Source organism: Virgibacillus sp. DJP39 (genome assembly GCF_049310925.1).
GTDB lineage: Bacteria > Bacillota > Bacilli > Bacillales > Amphibacillaceae > Virgibacillus_F.
In genome coordinates this window covers 1-22869 of sequence record NZ_JBMERP010000060.1, presented here as the reverse complement: position 1 = coordinate 22869, position 22869 = coordinate 1, and the positions used below count along the sequence as shown (strand labels likewise).

Here is a 22869-nt window from a genome sequence, read left to right as displayed (position 1 = left end):
TTAATATCCACTTTTAATTTTTGAATTTTATTATTAAAATTTTTCACCGATTCTTCTACCTGTCTTTTTATAACATCGTAAAAAGTTTCTTCATGCCACTGTTTAATTCTAGCAAGGACTTCTGACCAAATTTTTTTATGCAGTTGTTCCACGCCAATTAAGTTATCTTTGTGCTTACTACAGCGATATACATGATACTTCACACCTTTACTTTGTTTGACTGCTATTTCAAGGTTTTCGTGACAATGCTTGCAAAATGCTCGATTTTTATAGTTAGTAATGACCTGCCGCTTGCCATATTTTTTTCTTTCATGTAGCTTTAGCTTCTCCTGAACTTTTTTCCATTTCTTATCAGAAATAATTCTTATATTAGCGTGTTCAATTAGAATTATTTCTTCATCCAGCGTGTGTTCTTTAATTCCAATATAATTTTGGTTTTGCAACAGTTTTTTGACATTTTTCCAGTCTTTTTTTTCACCCTTAACTACTTTAACTATTCCATTATCGTTTAAATACCGTTCAAATTCGGAAACACTCTGATAATCTCTTGCCAAAAATTCATCAAAGACCTGAATAATTAGCTTTTTCTGTTCAGGGACTTTTTGTCACTTTCCTTTCTCCTTTTCACTTGCTTTGTAACCAAATGTAGGTCTACCACTTGGAATAAGCCCTTTTTTTGCCATGCTATATTTCGTTTCCCTAATCCTTTCGGCAATTGTATTACCTTCACGCTCATTAAACCCTGCCATAATCACCTCGAAAAACTCACCTGCAGGGCTGAATTGTAAAGGAATTTCGTTTGGTGCGGAGAAGTAAACATTTACACCATTAGTTCTTATTATTTCGTATGCTTGTAAATATTGATGGACATTTCTCGCGAGACGGTCACGTTTGTATACAATTAAATTTTCAATTACACCTGATTCAATTTCACTAATTAATTTACTTAGATCAGGACGCTCGCTAATTTGTGTTTTTCTTGCAGAAACACTTTCGTCCTTATAGTAAGTTGTAATTCTCAAGTTCCCTTTTTGAGCACATTCATCAGCATAATACTTTTGGGTATCAATAGAATTTTCTTGAAGATCTGATGATGAACGTAAATACGCTACTGTTTTCAAAAACACATCCCTCCTATCTAGTCCAACATATGACTGTTGGATTACTGTTTAGAAGCATAATGTAACAATTCTTCTTTAATCAAATCTGTATACATCTCAAACCATTCATTAGAAAACTCCCCGCTAGACACATACTTAACACTCGTTATTCGTATATTTTTTACCTTTTTAAATTTCATTAACTAACTCAATCCTTTCTGGATAAACATATTTTAGGATCTTGCAGATAATCAAAACACCCATTTTAAATCTGAATTTGCAGGATTTTCCTTTAGCTATAACGAATTAAAGATATAAAGATTTTAATCAGACCAATCACATCCATATTTTTATAAAGTTGAACTATCAAAAAGTAATGGAGGTACATCATGCTGCAAAATATCGGAAAACGAATTCGCACGTTACGTACCAACAAAGGAATAGGCTTAAATTCATTTGCTGAAAAGCTGGACGTGTCACCGGGATACCTTAGCAATTTAGAAACAGGGAAGACGGATACAATCCAATTATCACTTCTGGAAAGGTTACAAAACGAATTTTATTTGTTACCCATTGAATCTCAAGCAACGGATGAGTTAGATCTAAGAATTAATCATTCAAGGCAACAACTGAGTAAGCTCCAACAAGTTGATCCTGAAGGAGTCGATTATCTTCTAACAACACTTGAAAACGGAATTGAACTTCTCTTGAAAAAGAACTAGATGTTAGTATGTTAACCATTATTTAACATTTTATTCATTTAGATGAACAATTTATTTATTATAATGAATATCCATATAAAAAATGGAGAGTCTAACCAGTAATGGTTGGACTCTCTTTCTTTGTTTCAACAGAAACATTAACAATTTTACTTGAGTCAAAATTCAACTCTTTATTTAAGGAATGAATAGCTGAATGATGCCTAGTTTCCTTTTCCCAAATTTGATAGGCGTGCTGTACTTTTTCTTTATTTTCTTCGTTTAAGTCGGAGATTTCATTAAAAATAATATCGTTAAACCGAAAACTTATAGTTAATTCTTCCATCCAACCTCCCCCTTATTTCATGTTTATGCAAGGTGGCAGGTTGGATAACCTTTCTTTTATAAATTTCATGATTTACTCGGTTTATACATATATATGGACAAACAGGTATGGAGGCAAATTATGAGCGATCAAACATCTGATAATGCAAAATCAATAGCGCTTTATTGCCGTGTATCTACGGATGAACAAGCTAGAGAGGGTATTTCATTAGGGGATCAACAAGTACGTTTAAAAGCATATTGTAAGGCTATGGGTTGGAGTGATATGCCATTATTATTTGTCGATGACGGATACTCTGCCAAAAATTTAGAACGCCCTCAACTCATGAAACTAATTGCTGAAGTTGAAAAAGAGAATATTTCAAAGGTATTAGTAACTAAACTCGACCGAATGAGCAGGTACCTAAAAGATCTACTCGATATAATTGAATTATGCCAGGGTCTGGAGGTATCGTTCGTTTCTATTGGCGAATCATTTGATACAAATACATCATCCGGTAGGTTAACGCTTCAAGTTCTTGGTGCTGTAGCGGAGTTCGAAAGGGAACGCATTCGTGAACGTGTAATTGAAAACATGCTACATGGTGTAAGTCAAGGGAAGTGGATGACTCAAAGTCCATATGGCTATGAGCTAATTGATAAGAAACTAGTAATAAATGAAATAGAAGCAAAGGTCGTAAAAAGAGTATTTGATTATTACATAAATAAAGGATGGGGATTCTACAGTATTGCGAAGAAGCTAAATGAAGAGGGGGTTCCTTCCAAGCAAAAAAAACAGTGGTCTATCCGTTCCATCAAGTTAATGCTTATGAACCCAGCATATAAAGGAACCCTTGTATGGAATCGGGTTGACAGGAGTGCTAAAAGCATAGTTAACGGCAAGGTTGACAGAAGCAAGAAGAAAACAGTTGAGAAGGACAAAGAAAAATGGGTCACAGTAGATAATGCTCATCCTTCGATAATTGAGGAAATTACATGGGATGCTGCTCAAAACAAAATAACAAAACAGAAAAAATCACATCCTCGTTCAAAAACAAGCCCACACTTATTAGGGGGATTCCTAAAATGTGGTCGGTGTGGGGCTGGTATGAGCATAAGTTGGCATGGACCTCAGACTAACAGGCGACGCGTTTACCGGTGTTCTGCTAATAAAAATAAAGGCACATGCACTAGTAAATATTATCCTGCACAAGATGTTGAGGATTGGTTTAAGCAAGGTCTCCTGCAACTTTCAGAGTCCTTTGATGAGTCATATGTACTTAGGCTAGCCGATCAAGTACAGGAAGACCAACAATCCGAAATAACAAAGCAGATTCACAATGCTAAAAATCGCTATAATCGAAAAGTAGAAGCCTATACTGCTGGTCTAATTGAGATTGATGATTTAAAAAATGAAAAAGAAAAAATGGAAAAGATCTTAGAGGAAGCAGAAAGCCAGGAGACTACAACTTACGTAGATATATCAGCGCTTGAAGAGAAATTGAACCAGAAAATTGGTTCCGTAATAGATGCAATTGATACCATACCAGTCGTTGAAGCAAAATCGTTAATTCAAACACTTGTAGAAAAAGTTGTTTTATATGAAGAAAAAAATATCGAAGTTGTCTTATCGATACCATCATAGGAGTGAACATCTTGGAATCAATAACCTTATTAGAAATGATGAAAACTAATTGTCATGATAACACCTTAAAACTTAAGGCTGATTTAATTAGCAATAAGAATAAAGGGGTGATTTTTTATAAAGAAAGCATTAGCAAATTACCTTTGGACGAGCCCTTTGAATTTTATTATAATGTAACTAATGGTACCATAACGTATCAAAATGCCTTTCCTGTTCCAGTTAAATACTTCAAACCATGGATTAAAAGTGAGGATAAATTGCAGCATTTACTACCTTACTATCAATCCTATTATGGAACCGATCATACTCCTGGCAACCAATACTTTCAAAACCTCTCCTATTTTAAAGGAGAGAGGTTTGTTTGGTTTTATGAACATTGATTAAAACAAAAAGGCAGTGGTGAACGATTTATTCGTTCGCCACTGCCTTTTCTTCTGTGCTCTCTTTTTTAACATCTAGATTTTTAAAATAGTGTTCAATGACATGAGTTACAAATCTTTTTTGCTGCTTGTAGGGCTTATCTATATAAGGAGATTTAAAAGATCCGTCTTTTATTAAAAGTTCTTTCTTTATATTACTGCTTTCATCACTTACAATATTATAAGCATTTATTAAATGTTCATCTAATTCTTTCTCGCTAAATTTATCAATCTGGGTTGATATTACTTTTTTTCCTGCTTTTTTAAATTCATCAAGGGTTAAAGTAGAATTTATTTTCGCTCTGGCACGATCAGTCGTGTTTTTCGACTTTCCATTTTTCTCATCTGACTTAGTCATAGTAGGAGCAGCATCTTTTAATTGTTTATTTTCCTCATTCAATTTTTTGTTCAGTTGAATATACGTATTTTTATCCTCAGTTAAGGTGTTGACTTCCTCTTCCAACGAGCTATTCTGTTCCAAAATTTCAAGCATTTTCTCATTATTCAATTGTTTATCATACTCTAAATCAGTAATCTTACTTTCTAAATTAATTACCTCATCCTTAAACTGATTAATTTCCATTTCATGAATTTCTTCTTCAGATTTAATTTCATTAACTTGAGTTGCTTCAGATAACTGTGGTCGAGTCTCCTGTTCAATTCGTTGAGACCTAAGTTGTTTTATGTGATCTTTATAAATATCATATATTTTACGTAGACCGGGTCGTTGCTCCTCAATAAATTCGAATAGATCTTCCTCCGAAACTCTATAACCATCTTTACGATAATCACTTCTTGTTGCATTTAATTTCCCATGACGAATCCACCTACTAACCATTTGTTGTGATTGAGTTATATAATATTCTTCGAAAAATCCTAGGACTTCGTCAAGACTGTATTCTTTCATATTAGTCGCCCCCTTTTGTAATATTACTACTGTAACTATATGAGAGGGATAGAGAAAAAGAACATCTATTTAAGTGTTAAAATTAACTAATATAGAGGATTGAATCTAATTTTTTCAAGCATAATTCTCAAGCGAAGTGACTTGTTTTTTGAGATTTAAGAGGATACATAGATTAATGAAGGGATGCGTAGTAGTGTCTACAGCAAAGATTTCCTACAAAACTGAGTGGATAAAGGAATGTGAAGAGTGGATAATTTATGTTGTATGATTAGCAGGTATATTGTACTATAAAAATACTGAGTGGTCACATAAAATTATAAAACACCACTTAAAAATCACTTGTGCTTAGTGGTGTGAAGAGGGATAAAAGTATGAAGAAGTATACTGGACGGATAATAACAATATTACTTACGATATCTATTTTAGTTGGGGTTAATATGTACAGGTTTTTTAAAAATTCGCTTGAAATAAGTGATCTCATAGCCGTACTCGTCTGTATTCCAATATCTTGGTGGGTTGGGAGACTGATAGATAGGTCTAATCGTATCCAAAATGAATCTAAGCAAATGGTAGATAATTTAGATGCTACAATTTGGGTTAATGATACGATAAGGAAACGTATTACGGTGTCAAAAGGTATTGAAAAGATTTATGGGATAACTGCTGAGGAGATTTATGATGATTATGATTTATGGTTAAATTCTATCCATAAAGATGATCGTAATATAGCTGATATTTTTTATTCAAAATTACTATCTGGAAAACAAAGCTCATGTCAGTTTCGTGTAATCCATAAAGATGACCAAGTCAGATGGGTAGAACTACGGGGAACCCCTATTTTTGATGAACAGGGTAACATATCTAAACTTTATGGGATAACTTTAGACGTTTCAGAACAAATCCATAATCAGAACAAGATTGAGTATTTAGCTTATAATGATAATTTAACGAGTTTACCGAATCGTATTAATTTTAATCTCTCTCTTCAAAATGCTTTGGATCGAAGCAAACATACAAACCAAAAACTAGCTATAATGTTCATGGACCTTGACAGATTTAAATTTGTTAATGATACAATGGGGCACTTTAATGGGGACAAGTTGCTTATACAAGTCGGTAAAAGATTAGTTGAAATCGTTCGTGAAGGAGATATCGTTGCACGACAAGGTGGAGATGAATTCATTATATTGTTAGAAGGCATAGAGCAACCTGAAGCAGCTGAAATTGCGCGACAAATACTACAATCATTTAATAATTCTTTTTCTCTAAATGGTGAACATGTGTTTATCTCTCCAAGTATTGGAATTAGTTCCTATCCAAAAGATGGACAGAATATCGATGAACTTACTAAGAGCGCTGATACAGCAATGTACTTAGCTAAAAAACTCGGAAAAAACAAATATCAATTTTATATCCACGAGGACCAAGATAAGATTGATAGAAAAGTGAAAATAGAACGTGGATTAAAACAAGCTCTAAATAATAAGGAGTTTGAGTTAAATTATCAACCTAAAGTTGATTTAATAACAGGAAAAATATATGGAGTTGAAGGTTTACTTCGTTGGAATCACCCTGAACTAGGGCAAATTTCTCCTATTGAATTTATCCCTGTTGCTGAAGAAATTGGGGTAATTATTCCAGTTGGAAAATGGGTGATACAAGAGGCTTGTAAACAAAATAAATTGTGGCAAGAATCAGGTATATTAATTGAAATGGCTGTAAACGTTTCGAGTATACAGTTCGAAGACAATAGGTTTGTTGAGTCAGTTAAAGAATTAATAAGCGAAAGCCAACTATCTCCAAATTATCTATGCCTAGAAATAACGGAAAGTAACATGCTAAACATAACTCATACTAATTCAATTATTAAAGAATTAAAAAATATTGGTATTAAAGTAGCTATCGATGATTTTGGAACTGGATATTCCTCTTTAAGTGTTTTAGGTACTTTAGCTATTGATACAATAAAAATAGATAAATCATTTATAAATGAGATTAATATGAATCCAAAAACGACTTCACTGGTAAAGACTATAATTGAGATGGGAAATAATTTAAATTTTGGTGTAGTTGCAGAAGGTATAGAAAATGAGAGCCAAGTTATGTTTTTAGTTGAAAATGGTTGTCGTTATGGACAAGGTTATTATTATAATAGACCATTGAAAAAAGAGAAAATCAGTAAATTATTGAAAAACCAACAATTAAAATTACTAATGGATTAGCCTATAAATTTAACAGTTAAAATCCATCTAGGTTCAACTATCTCTTTAAAAATTGAAGTTACCTATCACAAAACCTAAACTTGATAAAAAAGTTAAATAACCAAATATGTATATTTAATTGGCTCCGTAATGCGGTGCTTTTTTTATATTTATTTTTTGCTTTAAAAAAACACCTCTGCGATACGAAGCCCAGCCTTCGTTCATGATTTTCGTCTCTAGCTGTGGCCAGAAATAAAGCATTTCTTCGCGCATCATAGTTAAAATATCGCGCTGCCATTCTTCGAGTTCTCGACTGTTTTCCTCGATAAATAGCAGAAGATCCTTCTCCGGCTTTAGGGGGAATTTTTTTCTCTGCTTAATTCGATCGACCTTGTCTGTTTCTTCCTTCTGATCCAAATTCCATAGATCATCATAGGGTGTTATGACCCGGGATAATTCTTTCTCTTCATCCGCTTGAACGTCGTTTACATTTAACTTGGGCCTTACAATTGATGGATCGATATGTTCCTGAATTGATAAAACCGCATCTAGGAATTTTTCAACCTCATCCTTGCCATGTATCATCTCATAGTCAGCAATTCTTTCGGCCGTGGCGGTCATACTCTCAACCATATCTCGTCTTGTATTGGAAAAACGAACATTATTTTTGAAAAAATCGCAGTGGGCGAGAACGTGGGCAATAATTAACTTATTCTGAATCAGGCTGTTTGTATCGAGTAAAAATGCATAGCAGGGGTTTGAATTTATGACAAGCTCATATATTTGGCTTAGCCCAAGGTCATATTGCAGCTTCATTTTATGAAATTGTTTTCCGAAACTCCAGTGGGTGAACCGGGTTGGCATCCCATATGCGCCAAATGTATAAATTATATCCGCGGGGCAAATTTCGTATCGCATTGGATAAAAATCAAGTCCAAATCCAGATGCAATCTCCGTAATTTCATCAATTGAATGTTGAAGCTCCTTCATTTGTGTCAACTTTATCCCTCCAAGTGTCTTTTTATAGCTTATGAAAATACGTGCCAATAATGAACAAGAGATATACAAAAATCACATAAAACACCTCTGTTATTGCTCCGATTCACTGTATTTTTTTGCTGATCAAGGAAACGATAAACTTAGAGGTGATTACCATGGAACAGTTATTATCTGTCGAGGAATTTAATGAGTTGCTTAAGAAATGGGCTGGTAAAAATATTAAAGTATTAAAACAGGAAATTGGCGATAATGATGAAGCATTAATTGAGCTTGAAAGTATTTCCTACTCCAACGATACGCAAACGATAGATGATTATAAGGCGACACATGCATTGCAATTAAACGGGTTGGGAAAGATTGAAAATGAAGGTCACGAATTCGTACCACTCCCTTCTTTAACGTATGAAATCCCTCTCGAGGATTCAACCCACTATCAATTTGATGGGTCACGGTTTACTCTCAAAACAGATCGAGGTACTTACACAATCGAAATTGATAACACGTAGAAGAACAAAAGCGCAGGCGCCTGGGAAGAGACGTACGGACTGGACTGAGCCGTAGGAGATAAAGGAAACACGGCGACCGAAGGAAGCCGATGTTGACTTATCGTACGAAGGTGAGGGAAGTATCGCTAGTCTCTGGGCGCTGGAGCTGGACGTGGCTGTTACTGTATGTAAGCTTAACAAAGCCAAATTTTTGTCTTTTTAAAAATGGCACCCTTTATCAGCGGGCGCCATTTTCTTTGTGTTTTTCACACCGGTACTTCTTCTTGTCTGAAGAAACTTTTCAATGCATGGTACACATCGCGGTGTTCTTTCATAATATAATGACGGAACTTCGGATTATCAAAACTTTTAAATGCGTTCATTAATGTGGTGTGGCGGTTACGTTCATTGACTTCTCCATATCCAAACATATTGGAAACGTCCATGATCTCATTTACCAATTTAATACATTTTGCATTGTCAGAGGAAATATTATCGCCATCGGAAATATGAAACGGGTAAATATTGTAGCGGGATGGCTGATACTTTTCATCAATTAGCTCAAGTGCCTTTGTATAAGCTGACGAACAAATTGTTCCTCCACTTTCACCTTTAGAAAAAAATGCTTCCTCTGTTACAACCTTTGCTTCTGTATGATGCGCTATGAATTCAATCTCAACAGTCTCGTACTTAGAATGAAGGAATTTAGTCATCCAGAAGAAAAAGCTTCGTGCCATATACTTTTCAAAAGTACCCATTGATCCACTCGTATCCATCATAGCGAGTACTACTGCCTTTGATTCAGGCTTGGTGACATCGTTCCACGTTTTAAAGCGGAGGTCGTCATTATAAATGGGTGTTATCCCTGGTTTTCCTTCTCTGGTATTTCGTTTTAATGCGGTTAGAATTGTTCGTTTTTTATCTACATTTCCCATTAATCCTTTTTTCCGGACATCATTAAATTCAACCTCTTCATTTTCTATCTCAGCTTGTTCTTTTTGCTTTAAGTTTGGTAGTTCAAGCTCTTTGAAAAGTGCCTCCTCTAATTCAGCTAATGATACCTCAGCTTCGTAATAATCCGAGCCTGGTTTATCCCCTGCCTGCTGTCCTTTTCCAGGTCTCCCAGGTTTTCCATCACCTGGTTCACGTGCGACAACATCACCAACCTCACTGTCACCATCACCTTGACCAACATGCTTTGATTTATCATAATTGTAGCGGATCTTATATTCGTCTAAGGAACGAATTGGAATTTTGATAACATCGCGACCATTTGACATAATGATTCTTTCTTCACTAACGAGATCCGGTAAATTATTCCTAATGGCGTCTTTCACTTTATCCATATGACGTCGTTGATCTTGTAAGCCTTTGCGATGGAGGGACCAGTTTTCCTTGGAGACGACGGAATTGCTCTTATTCTCATCATGCATCGAATCCACTCCTATCTATGGTTTGTTTATCGTATGGAAAACACAAACAAGTTGTTACACCTGATCGCTGATTTTGGGTAAAAAAATAACAAGACTAAATAACTGTCAGTCTTGTTATTTGTTCCTGATTATCGTCTAATTATCGATTAAGCAGACTTCCTACGTACTGCAGTAATTCATTTGCTGAAATAGAGTTATAGCCATATTCATCAATTAATCGAGCAATCACTTCGTTAACCTTCTTCAATTGTGATTCATCCGGCGTTTTTGATGAGGTGGTAATTTTGACAACATCCTTTAAGTCTGCAAACAGTTTCTTCTGTATCGCCTCGCGCAAGCGTTCATGTGACGTATAATCAAAACGCTTACCTTTCCTTGCATAGGCGGAAATCCGAATAAGAATTTCTTCTCGAAAAGCTTTCTTCGCATTTTCTGAAATACCAATTTGCTCCTCGATTGAACGCATTAGCTTTTCATCAGGATTCATTTCCTCTCCTGTCAGCGGGTCTCGTAATCTATTTTTATTACAATAGGCTTCCACATTATCCAGATAATTGTTCATTAACGTTTTGGCAGACTCTTCATATGAGTAGACAAACGCTTTTTGTACTTCTTTTTTAGCAATTTCATCATATTCTTTTCGGGCAACAGCAATATAGTTCATAAAGTCCTCTCTGTCTTCCTCAGAAATAGACGCATGCTGCTCAAGTCCATCTTTTAATGACCGTAAAACATCAAGTGCATTGATTGCTGGTACTTCCTTCCGTATGATTGTAGAAGAAATACGGTTGATTACATACCTTGGGTCAACCCCGTTCATGCCTTCATCTGCGTACTCTTTTCTTAACTCTTCCACATCGACTTGATTAAAGCCTTCTACACTTTCTCCATCATAAAGACGCATTTTCTTTACCAGATCTACCCCTTGTTTTTTCGATGCTTTAAGTCTGGTAAGAATGGAGAATATTGCAGCAACCCGTAGTGCATGTGGCGCAATATGAACATGTGCCATATCACTTTCATTAATCATTTTTTCATAAATCCGTTCCTCCTGGCTCACGCGCAGGTTATACGGTATTGGCATAACAATAATACGTGAATGCAGCGCTTCGTTCTTTTTATTCGCAATAAAGGAACGGTACTCAGCTTCGTTGGTATGAGCAATGATCAATTCATCGGCGCTGATAAGAGCAAATCTACCAGCTTTGAAATTTCCTTCCTGTGTCAGTGACAACAAGTGCCATAAAAATTTCTCGTCACATTTTAAAATTTCCTGGAATTCCATCATTCCTCGGTTTGCTTTGTTTAATTCCCCGTCAAATCGATATGCGCGGGGGTCTGATTCTGATCCATATTCGGAAATAGTCGAGAAATCGATGCTTCCAGTTAAATCAGCAATATCCTGAGACTTTGGATCTGAAGGACTGAACGTCCCGATTCCAACACGTTTATCCTCTGAGAAAAAGATCCGCTCAACCTTCACATCTTCCATCCGGCCATCATACTCCTGTTCAAGCCGCATTGTGTTAAGAGGTGATAAACTACCCTCAATACGAATCCCATATTCTTCAAAGAAATCCTCCCGTAAATGATTCGGGATAAAATGAAGGGGATCTTCATGCATTGGGCAACCTTTAATGGCATATACCGCACCCTCATCTGTTCTGGAATATTGTTCGATTCCACGCTTCAGCATTGTCACGATAGTCGATTTCCCACCACTAACAGGTCCCATTAGCAATAATATTCGTTTCCGAACATCAAGCCGCTTTGCAGCAGGGTGAAAATATTCTTCGACAAGTCGTTCAATCGCATCCTCGAGTCCGAAAATTCCTTCACCAAAAAAGTGGTACATTCTTTTGCCATCTCTCTCGGTTAAACCAGAACTTTTAATCATATTATAAACGCGTGAATGGGCTGTTTGAGCAACTTCAGGCCTCTGCTTCACAATTTCTAGATACTCTGCAAATGTTCCTTCCCACATGAGCTGTCTTTCTTCTTCCCTGTAGCTCTTCACCTTATTTAAAATATCCATAATAATCCCTCCATCTATGTCAGGGTTTATATATCGTATGCATGGGTACACGTCATGATACCGACAAGTTTTTTCTTTAATTTTAATGAATATGCATACACAGGACACACGCCTAGAAATTTAGGCAAAAAAAAGCCGAACAGTATGGAAAATACCATTCAGCTTTTATTGTTTTCGCGTTGCGCGACTTTGTGGTGATGTCGCTCGACTTTACGGGATTCTCGCTCGACTTTGGGCCGGTGTCGATCAACTTCTTGGGCTCTTCGCTCAACTTTGGCTCGGTGTCGATCAACTTCACGGGGTTCTCGCTCAACTTTGGCCCGGTGTCGATCAACTTTGCGGGATTCTCGCTCAACTTCGGCCTGGCGCCGATCAACTTTGCGGGCGCCTCGCTTTTTTACATATGCTTAAATGCATTAATAAATTTCTGGGGTGATTCCTCCACGGTATAAGAGTAAATACCTCCAATTGTATGAATATAGAGGAGTCCACCTTCGTCACCAAATGTTCGATACGAAAGATCAAGCACTTCTTTTATTGGAAATTCCCGATGACGCGTAACTAACTTCTCATTGTACAAATATATATTCCGCTCCTGGCTGTATTTCTCGATGGTGTTAATTTCTCTTTGAACTTTTATATATGGCTGTACAGCAATCAGGTGCATAGATCTGTCACCACTTCCATTACAGGTTTTCGATAAACAAACGGATCACGTCAGCTCCACCGATGAAAGTGCCGAGCGAGCTTCCTAAATTTGCTAACACGACAACGAGTAGGATTCGGGTAACTTTATTATTCCAAAAGCCCTTCAAGGTATAAACATCATCTGTAAGATTTTCAAAATCACGTACATTAGGTCGGACGAAATATGCTTGAACAAACCCTGCAAACCAACCTGCAGCAGTAATTGGATCCAAAGATGTGATTGGAGCAGCTACAAAGGCTGTTAGAACAGTAAGTGGATGTCCAAAGGCAATTGCAGTTCCAATTGCTGATAGAGATCCATTCCAGAGTATCCAGCTAAGTGTCTGTTGGAGTGCTGCATCAGGGTTTGCCATAAACGTATAGATAATAATACCAATGAGAATAATTGGAATCGCCCAAGCCAAAATTTTAGGAATCTTGGATTTGGGAGGTATCTCAGATAGTTTTTCCAAGTCGTGTTCCTTTTTAATTTCCTCTTTAATTCCTGGAACGTGTGCGGCTCCCAGAACTGCAACAACTTTATTACCTGGTGCATCTTTAATTTTCTGTGATAAATACTGATCACGCTCATCAATTAGAGGTACTTTTAATTTTGGGAAATGCGCTGTCATGTCATCTAACATGGAGTTCAGCATGTCCTGGGACTTCATTTTTTCCAAATCTTCTTCGGTGATCGTTTCCTTTGAAAAAATGCTACCAATGACTTGCATCAATAATATTGCCTTCCCCTTCAGTCCAATTCCACGCCAAATACGTGAAAATGTCGTTTGAATGTTTCGGTCGGCTAATACTAGATCGGCATTTATTTCTTTTGCTGATTCAATACCTTGAATCATTTCTTGTCCAGCGTTAATCCCCAGCTGTTTTGCCATACGTCTTTGAAACGATGAAATTGCAAGGTTCATCAGCAGCAAGGTGGCCTTTTTCTCTTTAATAACTTTAAAAATATCCATGTCCCGCCATTTACTTCCATCAACTATTGATTGATAGCGTTGTTCATCGAGCTCGATACAAACAGAATCTGGCCGTTCCGCTTCGATAACTTCCTTCACCTGCTCGGCACTCTGCTTCGATACGTGGGCTGTCCCAATAAGGATAAATTCCCTACCATCTATATGTATTCTAGTAATATTATTGCTTTCATTAGACATAAACTACCAACTTTCTACACTTTAAACAAAGCCTAACTAAAATATTAAACTAGATTAGCTAAAAGTGAAATAAATTTCATTGTATTTCGGAAGTTATTTTCAAAAAAATTTGTATACATATCCACACTACCAAATTAAGTAATGCTATACTCCCTAGTTGATTAAATATTTTTGCACGTCTGCTAGTTTGGGAAGTGCTGTCATTGCACCCTTTGCAGATGCTGCTAAAGCACCAGAAACAGCTGCAAATTCTGCCATCTTGGATGCTTCCTGAAGGGAAAGATCCTCTATAGTCCCATCATACTTATTTACTGCATACAGCATTGCGGACACAAACGCATCGCCTGCCCCAGTCGTATCAACAGCTTTCACCTTCATTGCCGGTACATGCGTAGAACCTTTTAATGTGTAAATATAACAACCCTGATCTCCTAGTGTAACAAGAATAAGCGGTATATTAAACTGACTTAATGCCTCGACCCCATTACTCACACCTGTTTCTCTGGTAATAAACTCCAATTCTTCTTCCGATATTTTTAATATATCAACGTGGCCCAGCATACTGCTGATTGTTTCACGCGCATTCTGCTCCGAATCCCACAAACCTATGCGCAAGTTAGGATCATAAGAGACAATCATTTCATTCTGTTTTGCCAGCTTAACCGCGTAGTGAGTGGCTTCCTTGGCTGGACTACTAATTAAAGAAATCGAACCAATATGTAAAATTTTATTGTCGTTAAAATCCGACTCGTTAATTTCCGATTCCTCGAGAAACCGATCAGCGCTCGGATCTATGTAGAAGTCGAAGCTCCTTTCTCCGTCTTCTGCATTCGTTACAAATACGACACCTGTGCGCGTCTCGGCAGAAAACTGAACTCGTTTAGCATCCACGCCATAATCATGAAGCGTTTTTTGCAAAAAGCGACCTAATACATCATCTCCTATTTTCCCAAGAAATGTGGATTTTCCTCCCAGTCTCGCTATCCCAACTGCAACATTGGCAGGCGCCCCACCCGCACGCTTATGGTAGGTTTCGTTTGTTCCATCAGTTGGAATAAAGTCTATTAATGCTTCTCCTAATGAAATAACTCCGTCTTTCATTTATTTTTCCTCCTTGGTAGTTATACTAGTATTATTAATTGAAAAGACTCTATTGCTATGTTGCTTATAATAAATTATATTCTGTGTTTCATCATTCAAAATTATGAAGAAGTATTGTACTATTATGGTATGCTTTACAAAAACAATCAAGGTGAATAAAGCTTATGGGGACTAATGCTAACAATTAAGGAAATTGCAGCACTTTCCTGTACAGTAAACAACTCTAATGCCAGGGTTCCTATTTTAACAAGAGGAGACCAGACTTTTCTTTATCCTCTTTACAATTTAAAACTTACTCGTTAAGATAGAAGTAGAAAAACTGCATAGTAACCTTTCACTAGGGGAGCTGATTAATCGGCTGAGAAGAACTGTTCTGTTCTGACCCTTTGCACCCGAACTAGATAATACTAGCGTGGGGAAGTGTGGTCGAAGCGTGTATTACTTTATTTTCTCATACATACTAACAGACTGCATTCCACGGGGATGCAGTTTTTTTGTTCGTAGAAATTTATTTGGTGCCCCACCTGTCTAGTAGTGCCAGGCACCGCAAAAGGAGGAGTTTTTTATTATGGTAGTTCAAAATTGTTCGGATTCTGGTATTGCTGGGTGTAGTTTTTCTATTCATCCGATGAGTGATGGGTTTGTGGAGATTATTACGGCAGCTCTTGCGAATGTGGATACTTCTAAGGTTTGGATGGATACGGATGATGTTACGACAACTGTGCGCGGGAGGTTAACCCATGTTTTTGACGTGACGAAATCCATTTATATTCAAGCAGCAAAGACCGGTGAGCATGTTGCATTTGAGGCAACTTATTCATTAGGGTGTCCAGGAGACTCTGCGGGAGATGTTTACATGGCAGAAGATGATATACCCGTAAACAGCCCTCAGGTCAGTGATATCAAGCAACCAGCTGCGGCTAAATTTTCTCTTTATCCATTGGGTGGTGGTAACTACATGGATGTCATTATGGAACAGATTGAAGCGATGAAAAAGCATGTAGATGTTTCGCATGCACATTATTCTACCCGCTTGGACGGTGAATCGGTCAAAATTTTTGATGGATTAGAACAGGTCTTTAATGCGACAGTGGATGGTGGGTCAAGTCATACCGTAATGACAGTCTCAATCTCAGCAAATAGTCCATCGACTAAAGGAGTGGGTGAACATGAATAATTGGCGGTTTAAAGAAATTGTAGTCATGTCGGCACTGGCGGTTGTATTCGGGGTTGTGTATTTAGCATTTCTCCCTGTTGGAAAGATTCTTGTAGGGTTCTTTGGCCCAATTGGTTATGACCTTATATTTGGAATTTGGTTTATCGTATCTATTATTGCGGCTTACATTATTCGTAAACCAGGAGCTGCATTCATGTCTGAAACCATTGCTGCTATGATTGAGGTTATGCTTGGCAGCGCGGTCGGTCCAATGCTAATTATTTCTGGAATGATTCAAGGTTTAGGTGCTGAATCCGCGTTTGCAATGACCAGGTGGAAAAACTACTCTACATGGGTGTTAATGGCTTCCGGTGTTGGTGCAGCTGTATTTAGCTTTGCATATGGCTACTTCCTAAGTGGGTTTGCTGCCCTTTCTACTCCTTATGTAATAGGTATGTTTGTTGCACGCATGATAAGCGGTGCGTTACTTGCTGGATTACTCGGAAAGGCCCTAAGCGATGGTTTAGCTCAAACAGGAGTCTTGTCCAGCTACGCTTTAGGAAAAGAACATAGAAAGAAACGCGCAGCATGAAGAAAGATTTCATTTTAAGTGTACAACAACTGTCCTTACGATTTGACACTCCGTTGGATCAGGATACCTTATCAAAAGTTAGCTTTGAATTAAATAGAGGCGAAACACTTCTATTACTGGGTCCAAGTGGATGCGGGAAAAGTACGTTGACTTTTTGTTTAAACGGTTTGTACCCCCGTGAATTAGATGGAACGATGACTGGCGATGTCATGATCAATGGTAAGAAATCAACGGAATACAAGCCTGGTGAATTAAGTCGTCATGTGGGTGTTGTATTTCAAGATCCAGAAACACAGTTCTGCATGCTTACAGTAGAAGACGAGGTTGCGTTTGGCTTGGAAAATATACACGTTCCACATGATGAGATGGAAAATAAAATAGACAAAGCACTTTCACTTGTTAACTTAGCACCCTATAAGAAATCAGATATCGCATCTCTTTCTGGTGGTCAAAAACAAAAGCTGGCTTTAGCCTGCATCTTGGCCATGGAACCGAGTTTACTAATCCTGGATGAACCAACTGCAAATTTAGATCCTCTTGCTACGAAAGATTTGATTGCAACCATTCAGAAGTTGAAACAACAAAATGACTTTGCTCTGATAGTCATTGAACATCAATTAGACGGTTGGATGGATCTCTTTGACCGCAGTCTTTTACTTAATAGATCTGGAGAAGTCTTCTATGATGGCTCACTTCGAACCGGTATCAATCGTCTTTTACCGCTCCTGGAAGAGCAAGGTATCTGGCTGCCAAAAGTTACCCAATATGCACTACAACGAGGCAATTCAGGAAATTTTATCCCGCTGACTATCAGGGAATTTGCAGAGCAGATAGACCAATGGCAGTCGATTAAATTGGAAGAGAAAGCATCAACCAACCAAGATGTTCCAGACATTTTACTAGAGGCGGAACATCTATCCTGGATGAAAAAAAAGCATGAAATCATTAAAAACATATCCCTTAAGTTGCATGAGGGTGAATTTGTTGCCATTGTAGGTGCAAATGGTAGTGGCAAAACTTCACTTTCCAGAGTTCTGGCAGGAATTCAGAAGCCAAAAACAGGTACTATCCGTGGGATAAAGTCTTATCTGGGAGACGGGATAGGGTATGTATTCCAAAATCCAGAGCATCAATTTGTAACGAATACTGTATATGACGAGGTCGCATTCGGTTTACAAATAACGGGCATGGACGCCAGGCACGTACAAGAAAAAGTTGAAATTATCCTAAACAAGTGTGGACTGTTAAATCTTGAAAATGAGCATCCATACACTCTTAGCCAAGGCCAAAAAAGACGCTTAAGCGTCGCAGCAATGATTGTGGACGATCAACGCCTGCTTCTTTTAGATGAGCCAACCTTTGGACAGGATGCTCATTCTATTAATGAGTTAATGAATTTACTATACGAAAGACACGAGCAGGGTACGACAATCGTCATGATTACGCATGATATGGAAATTGTCCACCACTATGCCAAACGAGTAATTGTCATGGATCAGGGAAATATCGTTGCTGACTGTCATCCTACTAAACTATGGGATGAGTCAACCGAGACATTACGAGACTGGCAGCTTGAACGCCCGATTCAAGTCCAGCTGCAACAAATCTATGAAAAGGGTGCCCATTATGTTTCTGCATCAACTTAACCCAAGTATAAAAGCTCTAACGATAGTGTTGGTAGTCATTTTATTGGCGTTGGTATTTGATCCAATTACACCGCTTCTATTTATGATTTTTACTATCACGTTAACATTTATTGGTGGAGAAATAGATTGGAAGAAATACTGCTTATACTTCCTACCCTTTTCTGTCATTGCATTCGGGATGCTATGGACGACAGTTATCTTTGCTGATACACCTAAGCATCCAGAGGAAGTATTATCATTACTGGGAATAACTATTCCTAAAGAATCAATTGTCACAGCGCTTGCACTCTCGCTCCGAGTTTTGAGTGTAGCATCATTATCACTATTATTTATTTTTACCACAAACGTTGTTGACTTTATTTTAAGTCTGATACAACAATTAAAGCTCTCACCAAGAATTGCTTATGGTGTCCTGGCAGGGTATCGATTTTTGCCGATGATGAAGGATGAACTATTAATTATTCATTCTGCCCATCGTGTTCGCGGCTTTGATCAGGCAAAAACAATTCGTGGAAAATGGAATCAATACAAAAGGTTTTCAATACCATTGTTAGCAAGTGCTATCAGAAAAGCAGAACGTACTGCAATGGCAATGGAATCAAAAGGTTTTACTGGAGAAAAAGAGCGCACTTTTTATCGACGCTTTTCCACTTCTTTGCGTGACTGGCTCTTTTTAAGTCTTATGGTCATTACTTTGTTATCCGCAGCATACGTTTCTTGGTATCTAGGTTACTTCAAATGGTATAGTGGTCAGCTCTAAATGGAATTAACTATAAACATCCTATCTCGTGGTAGGATTTTTATAGTCTTTAACTCAGCTCATCCTAACTATGTTAGAATATAAATAGAATTCTAATAAAATCTGGGGGGTAAGATGATGGAAAAAATGATTGAATCAGAGGAAATCGTTATTAAGGATAAGAAAAAGGTACATAAAGGGACAATTGTAAACCTGACACTGTTTGCGAAAATGAAAATATTGCAGGTTGAGACAGTTCTGTCTGAGCAGTTTTACCTTGTTTTTTATAACAACTCAATTATTTACGGCGATCTACTGCCTACAATTGAGAAAGGTTCATTTATTGATCAAGCAAGAAATCTTGGGATATCTTTTGAAAAAAACAATCCACTCATTCCAGCATTAATAACAAGTAAATCAATAAAGACACCTAACACCAGTAACATCTTCAATTATTTACAGGATCACTACACGCTTAAGGACGTCGCCTACATCGCAACCGCTCTTGACTCATTTTTCCCTAAAGAAAAACTAACCCAGGTAATAGATAAAATCATTTTACACTTTAGAAGAAACGGAAACTTTCTTGAAGCCTTTCAAGTCAATCAACTACTGTCAACGTTTTCTTCTTCATTAGCTACTCAGGACCGCTTAGTTTCAGATGAATACAAAACGTACAGCCAATTTTATTCTTCCTCTTCACTATCTTCTATTTATAAAAAGGATCCACTTTACGTTGAGTTTTACTGCTTTGAAAACAGACATGATCCCTCTACTCACACATTGCTTGAAGATCACCTGTTATCGGAAGAACGTTATTCTGAAGTGCTCTGCTTATCGCTTGAAAGATTCATCAACAATCCGGGAGCATACCCCATCGAGTTTTACACTGACATTGCACGTAAGTTCATTCCTTTTAAACAATGGCTAAAAATACTTGTTACCTTTAACGTTAACCCATTTCACATTCTTCGGGAATCCCAGCAGACCATTGAAAAAATGATAGACGACAAACAGTATGAAGATGCCGCTACGTGCCTGTTACCGTTTATTGACAATTTACCCGCTTCCTATGACGGATTACTGACTCGCGTCTGGTCACATATCGACCATCATATAATTGAAGCACGCTTAAATGACTTTCTTCCGTTATTGGAACGGTTCATTAAGGTTAATGGCCTAAAGGACTCTGAACATACCATTGCTTTGCTTGTCGAAAAGCTTTTTATTAATAACGATCTCCAGGCAGTGGACGATTTACTTACCCCTATTAGAAAACTAGCATCACATTCATTAAGCCTAAATAAAGTATCAAATATGGTAAAGTTGTCTGATAACCTTGATCGGATGATGGAGTTAGGAGATTATTTCGCTGAATTTAAGCAATATGACCAGGCACTTGAATGTTTCTTTTGGGAAATGGAGCTCCAACCACAAGACCCTGATCCTGTTTGGCGAATCATGAAAATGTACCAGCAAAAAGGGGTATCTGACGAGGCAAAAGCTTATCAACAATTATATACGCAACTAAAGGCAAACTAAGAAAGCAAAACCTTATTGAAAGAGTTTTACGAACACCAGGCCACTGCAAATTTTACCAGTATTATTACGATTTTATGAATCTATGTAATAATCAAACTCATCGGCTTAAGCGAGTCATAGACTGCATAAGCGATTGGTATGCGTTGCTACATTTTACCTCATTACAATTATGTAACAAGTCACAAAATTTCGTGATTCGAATGCTATACTGATGTCATCCCACATCAAAGGAGATCGACATCATGAAAAAAATGGTAATGACATTAACGGCAACTGCTGTACTAACTGCTGGATGGGCATCACATTCTGAAGCAGCTACCTATACGGTACAAAATGGAGATTCTCTATGGTCTATTGCTCAAAAATATAATACAAGTATTGCAGATTTACAATCTATCAATCAACTATCGAATACAATCATTTATCCAAATCAAGTACTACAAACCGCTTCAATTTCAAACCAAATCTACACTGTTCAATCAGGTGACAACTTAAGCAGTATCGCAAAACGTTATGGTACTTCCTACACTAGGATTATGGAACTTAATAGTTTATCCTCTACTGTTATCTATCCTGGACAGACCTTAACAATCGAAGGTACCGAGGGAACAAACACATTACATAACGATTCATCGGTATACCATGTACAGGCTGGAGATTCATTATGGGGGATCAGCCATGAATTTGGCATTTCTGTAAGCGATTTAATGACCTGGAACAATTTATCGTCTTCTACTATTTTTGTAGGACAGGCACTAAATACCAAAGGGTCTACTGATGAATCAACAGAAAACGAAGTACAAACCGATTATTCCGTCACTACATTAATTAGTGTTGGAAAAAGCCTTGCTGGTACACCCTATCAATGGGGTGGGACCACACCAAGCGGGTTTGACTGCAGTGGGTTTATCTATTATTTGTATAATCAAGCTGGAAAAGACCTTGCACGTACTAACGCTCAAGGGTACTTTAACCAATCCTTTTATGTTGATCAACCTGCAAAAGGTGACCTTGTATTTTTTGAAGGAACGTACAAAAGTGGGATTTCTCATATGGGCGTTTACATCGGCAATAACAAATTTGTTCATACGAGCTCAAGTGGTGTACAGGTCACGAGCCTCGACAACTCGTATTGGAGCAAGCATTTCCACAGTTATAAGCGTTTCGAATAACTCTATTACCTTCCACAGTCCTTTAAAATATAAATTTAAAATGACCATCAAATTGTATGCTAATTTGATGGTCATTTTATGCATGAGTGCAACCAAGGTTTCAGAATATTTATGTTAAAATAAATACAGAGACGAGATTAATATTGAGGTGTTAGGACATTGAACTAATGCAGTAATTCTTTCAATAGTGATTGCAGTTAAGTTTTTGGATATGCATTCTGTTTACAACCTAATTGTAATACTAGCCACTCTCGTACTTAGGCCTATGGGGTTTCATTAATCCTAAATCCAAAGTACAAAAAAGGTACAGACAAAAGGTAAGTATTACTCTACACCTAACTATATTGTTAGTTATTATATGGTTTGTCATTAAAACATTACTGCCTTTTCTGTTTGGTATTCTTTAGGGGATGTAAATTGTTGAATAAACGGGTATAAACGACTTCGGTTTATTGGGGGGGAGAATTATCGAGTGGATTATTAACGTATTATTAGGTATTGGAATTGTATATTTTATTTTTTTCACCTTCGTACTGTTCATGAGTAAAAGACGAAAATAAATATAAATATGCTTCTTCATCAAAGGAGTGCTAGGGTGGAACAAGAAGTTGTCGATTTGGTAGCTCCTACGGGTTTGTGAAAGAATAAAGGTGGGATTTGATTGAGTAGTAAACACTCCAAAAAGAGAAAATCAGAAAACCCTATTGTTTCATTTTTCAATTACATAACTGATGGATGTCTGTTAATTGGTTGCCTTACACCAATAATTTTTATAGTGATACCGAGCTTAATTTGGATATTTTAAATAATAGTTAT

The 22869-nt window shown here is 37.2% G+C and carries 21 protein-coding genes, 1 pseudogene and 1 riboswitch; of the genes and pseudogenes, 12 read left to right on the top strand and 10 right to left on the bottom strand.

Translation table 11 applies throughout. The annotated features are described in order from the left end of the window. The 3 genes from ACOI1D_RS15925 to ACOI1D_RS15915 form a co-directional block, all read right to left on the bottom strand. The coding region (locus ACOI1D_RS15925; RefSeq protein WP_422502531.1) for a recombinase family protein at window positions 1-554 on the bottom strand (554 nt) is incomplete at its 3' end. 51 nt (window positions 555-605) lie between these two features. Then, window positions 606-1121, bottom strand: coding sequence for a recombinase family protein (locus ACOI1D_RS15920; RefSeq protein WP_422502529.1), 516 nt, complete (start codon window positions 1119-1121; stop codon window positions 606-608). A 41-nt stretch (window positions 1122-1162) separates the two neighbouring features. Further along, window positions 1163-1300, bottom strand: a complete 138-nt coding sequence (locus ACOI1D_RS15915; RefSeq protein WP_422502527.1) for a hypothetical protein — start codon at window positions 1298-1300, stop codon at window positions 1163-1165. 189 nt (window positions 1301-1489) lie between these two features. Between ACOI1D_RS15915 and ACOI1D_RS15910 the strand changes: the two genes are divergently transcribed. Beyond that, window positions 1490-1822, top strand: a complete 333-nt coding sequence (locus ACOI1D_RS15910) for a helix-turn-helix domain-containing protein (RefSeq protein ID WP_422502525.1) — start codon at window positions 1490-1492, stop codon at window positions 1820-1822. A gap of 91 nt (window positions 1823-1913) precedes the next feature. Here the strand turns inward: ACOI1D_RS15910 and ACOI1D_RS15905 are convergent, their stop codons facing one another. Next, window positions 1914-2144 carry a hypothetical protein gene (locus ACOI1D_RS15905; RefSeq protein WP_422502523.1) on the bottom strand — a complete coding sequence of 77 codons (231 nt, stop codon included), beginning with the start codon at window positions 2142-2144 and terminating at the stop codon, window positions 1914-1916. A 120-nt stretch (window positions 2145-2264) separates the two neighbouring features. On the opposite strand from ACOI1D_RS15905, the gene ACOI1D_RS15900 reads away from it, so the two are divergent. Both ACOI1D_RS15900 and ACOI1D_RS15895 read left to right on the top strand, forming a co-directional pair. After that, the gene (locus tag ACOI1D_RS15900; protein ID WP_422502521.1) at window positions 2265-3767 is read left to right on the top strand and encodes a recombinase family protein; all 1503 of its coding nucleotides are present in this window, start codon (window positions 2265-2267) and stop codon (window positions 3765-3767) included. Window positions 3768-3778: 11 nt separating this feature from the next. Continuing rightward, entirely contained in the window at window positions 3779-4147 is a 369-nt protein-coding gene (locus ACOI1D_RS15895; RefSeq protein WP_422502519.1) for a hypothetical protein, read from the top strand. A 28-nt stretch (window positions 4148-4175) separates the two neighbouring features. On the opposite strand, the gene ACOI1D_RS15890 is transcribed toward ACOI1D_RS15895, so the two are convergent. After that, entirely contained in the window at window positions 4176-5093 is a 918-nt protein-coding gene (locus tag ACOI1D_RS15890; RefSeq protein WP_422502517.1) for a hypothetical protein, read from the bottom strand. A 371-nt stretch (window positions 5094-5464) separates the two neighbouring features. On the opposite strand from ACOI1D_RS15890, the gene ACOI1D_RS15885 reads away from it, so the two are divergent. Beyond that, a complete protein-coding gene (locus tag ACOI1D_RS15885) occupies window positions 5465-7315 on the top strand; it encodes a bifunctional diguanylate cyclase/phosphodiesterase (RefSeq protein WP_422502515.1) in 1851 nt (616 codons plus the stop codon). Between the two features lie 156 nt (window positions 7316-7471). On the opposite strand, the pseudogene ACOI1D_RS15880 reads toward ACOI1D_RS15885, so the two are convergent. Beyond that, window positions 7472-8284, bottom strand: a pseudogene (locus ACOI1D_RS15880) (SpoVR family protein); the annotation flags it as partial. Window positions 8285-8448: 164 nt separating this feature from the next. Here ACOI1D_RS15880 and ACOI1D_RS15875 point away from each other — a divergent pair. Continuing rightward, window positions 8449-8799, top strand: coding sequence for a hypothetical protein (locus ACOI1D_RS15875; protein WP_422502513.1), 351 nt, complete (start codon window positions 8449-8451; stop codon window positions 8797-8799). A gap of 245 nt (window positions 8800-9044) precedes the next feature. On the opposite strand, the gene yhbH is transcribed toward ACOI1D_RS15875, so the two are convergent. Then, the gene (gene yhbH / locus ACOI1D_RS15870) at window positions 9045-10211 is read right to left on the bottom strand and encodes a sporulation protein YhbH (protein WP_422502511.1); all 1167 of its coding nucleotides are present in this window, start codon (window positions 10209-10211) and stop codon (window positions 9045-9047) included. A gap of 139 nt (window positions 10212-10350) precedes the next feature. Beyond that, window positions 10351-12246 carry a PrkA family serine protein kinase gene (locus ACOI1D_RS15865; protein WP_422502509.1) on the bottom strand — a complete coding sequence of 632 codons (1896 nt, stop codon included), beginning with the start codon at window positions 12244-12246 and terminating at the stop codon, window positions 10351-10353. Window positions 12247-12425: 179 nt separating this feature from the next. Between ACOI1D_RS15865 and ACOI1D_RS15860 the strand changes: the two genes are divergently transcribed. Next, window positions 12426-12698, top strand: a complete 273-nt coding sequence (locus ACOI1D_RS15860; RefSeq protein WP_422502507.1) for a hypothetical protein — start codon at window positions 12426-12428, stop codon at window positions 12696-12698. A 234-nt stretch (window positions 12699-12932) separates the two neighbouring features. On the opposite strand, the gene ACOI1D_RS15855 is transcribed toward ACOI1D_RS15860, so the two are convergent. Next, entirely contained in the window at window positions 12933-14105 is a 1173-nt protein-coding gene (locus tag ACOI1D_RS15855) for a TraB/GumN family protein (protein WP_422502505.1), read from the bottom strand. Window positions 14106-14258: 153 nt separating this feature from the next. Continuing rightward, on the bottom strand, window positions 14259-15206 hold the full coding sequence (locus ACOI1D_RS15850; protein WP_422502503.1) for an aminoimidazole riboside kinase: 948 nt from the start codon (window positions 15204-15206) through the stop codon (window positions 14259-14261). A gap of 329 nt (window positions 15207-15535) precedes the next feature. Further along, window positions 15536-15642, top strand: a riboswitch (TPP riboswitch). A gap of 132 nt (window positions 15643-15774) precedes the next feature. Here ACOI1D_RS15850 and ACOI1D_RS15845 point away from each other — a divergent pair. From ACOI1D_RS15845 to ACOI1D_RS15820, 6 genes are all read left to right on the top strand, one after another. Beyond that, window positions 15775-16383 (top strand): YkoF family thiamine/hydroxymethylpyrimidine-binding protein, encoded by a 609-nt coding sequence (locus tag ACOI1D_RS15845; RefSeq protein ID WP_422502502.1) that lies wholly within the window; start codon window positions 15775-15777, stop codon window positions 16381-16383. After that, the gene (locus ACOI1D_RS15840; RefSeq protein WP_422502499.1) at window positions 16376-16954 is read left to right on the top strand and encodes an ECF transporter S component; all 579 of its coding nucleotides are present in this window, start codon (window positions 16376-16378) and stop codon (window positions 16952-16954) included. The genes ACOI1D_RS15845 and ACOI1D_RS15840 overlap by 8 nt, the downstream gene beginning before the upstream one ends. Next, window positions 16951-18600 carry an ABC transporter ATP-binding protein gene (locus tag ACOI1D_RS15835; protein ID WP_422502497.1) on the top strand — a complete coding sequence of 550 codons (1650 nt, stop codon included), beginning with the start codon at window positions 16951-16953 and terminating at the stop codon, window positions 18598-18600. Before ACOI1D_RS15840 ends, ACOI1D_RS15835 begins: the two co-directional genes overlap by 4 nt. Then, window positions 18581-19360: an energy-coupling factor transporter transmembrane component T family protein gene (locus tag ACOI1D_RS15830; protein WP_422502495.1), complete on the top strand. Its 780-nt coding sequence runs from the start codon at window positions 18581-18583 to the stop codon at window positions 19358-19360. Before ACOI1D_RS15835 ends, ACOI1D_RS15830 begins: the two co-directional genes overlap by 20 nt. A 117-nt stretch (window positions 19361-19477) precedes the next feature. After that, complete coding sequence (locus tag ACOI1D_RS15825; protein ID WP_422502493.1) at window positions 19478-20881, top strand: tetratricopeptide repeat protein; 1404 nt, start codon at window positions 19478-19480, stop codon at window positions 20879-20881. Window positions 20882-21123: 242 nt separating this feature from the next. Next, the gene (locus tag ACOI1D_RS15820) at window positions 21124-22053 is read left to right on the top strand and encodes a LysM peptidoglycan-binding domain-containing protein (RefSeq protein WP_422502491.1); all 930 of its coding nucleotides are present in this window, start codon (window positions 21124-21126) and stop codon (window positions 22051-22053) included. Window positions 22054-22869: the final 816 nt, after the last annotated feature.

Bases quoted from the DNA above. Each gene is read 5' to 3' on its own strand.
- ACOI1D_RS15915 (WP_422502527.1), bottom strand. From the start codon at position 1,300: ATGAAATTTAAAAAGGTAAAAAATATACGAATAACGAGTGTTAAGTAT.
- ACOI1D_RS15910 (WP_422502525.1), top strand. From the start codon at position 1,490: ATGCTGCAAAATATCGGAAAACGAATTCGCACGTTACGTACCAACAAA.
- ACOI1D_RS15905 (WP_422502523.1), bottom strand. From the start codon at position 2,144: ATGGAAGAATTAACTATAAGTTTTCGGTTTAACGATATTATTTTTAAT.
- ACOI1D_RS15900 (WP_422502521.1), top strand. From the start codon at position 2,265: ATGAGCGATCAAACATCTGATAATGCAAAATCAATAGCGCTTTATTGC.
- ACOI1D_RS15890 (WP_422502517.1), bottom strand. From the start codon at position 5,093: ATGAAAGAATACAGTCTTGACGAAGTCCTAGGATTTTTCGAAGAATAT.
- ACOI1D_RS15885 (WP_422502515.1), top strand. From the start codon at position 5,465: ATGAAGAAGTATACTGGACGGATAATAACAATATTACTTACGATATCT.
- ACOI1D_RS15875 (WP_422502513.1), top strand. From the start codon at position 8,449: ATGGAACAGTTATTATCTGTCGAGGAATTTAATGAGTTGCTTAAGAAA.
- yhbH (WP_422502511.1), bottom strand. From the start codon at position 10,211: ATGCATGATGAGAATAAGAGCAATTCCGTCGTCTCCAAGGAAAACTGG.
- ACOI1D_RS15865 (WP_422502509.1), bottom strand. From the start codon at position 12,246: ATGGATATTTTAAATAAGGTGAAGAGCTACAGGGAAGAAGAAAGACAG.
- ACOI1D_RS15855 (WP_422502505.1), bottom strand. From the start codon at position 14,105: ATGTCTAATGAAAGCAATAATATTACTAGAATACATATAGATGGTAGG.
- ACOI1D_RS15850 (WP_422502503.1), bottom strand. From the start codon at position 15,206: ATGAAAGACGGAGTTATTTCATTAGGAGAAGCATTAATAGACTTTATT.
- ACOI1D_RS15845 (WP_422502502.1), top strand. From the start codon at position 15,775: ATGGTAGTTCAAAATTGTTCGGATTCTGGTATTGCTGGGTGTAGTTTT.
- ACOI1D_RS15840 (WP_422502499.1), top strand. From the start codon at position 16,376: ATGAATAATTGGCGGTTTAAAGAAATTGTAGTCATGTCGGCACTGGCG.
- ACOI1D_RS15835 (WP_422502497.1), top strand. From the start codon at position 16,951: ATGAAGAAAGATTTCATTTTAAGTGTACAACAACTGTCCTTACGATTT.
- ACOI1D_RS15830 (WP_422502495.1), top strand. From the start codon at position 18,581: ATGTTTCTGCATCAACTTAACCCAAGTATAAAAGCTCTAACGATAGTG.
- ACOI1D_RS15825 (WP_422502493.1), top strand. From the start codon at position 19,478: ATGGAAAAAATGATTGAATCAGAGGAAATCGTTATTAAGGATAAGAAA.
- ACOI1D_RS15820 (WP_422502491.1), top strand. From the start codon at position 21,124: ATGAAAAAAATGGTAATGACATTAACGGCAACTGCTGTACTAACTGCT.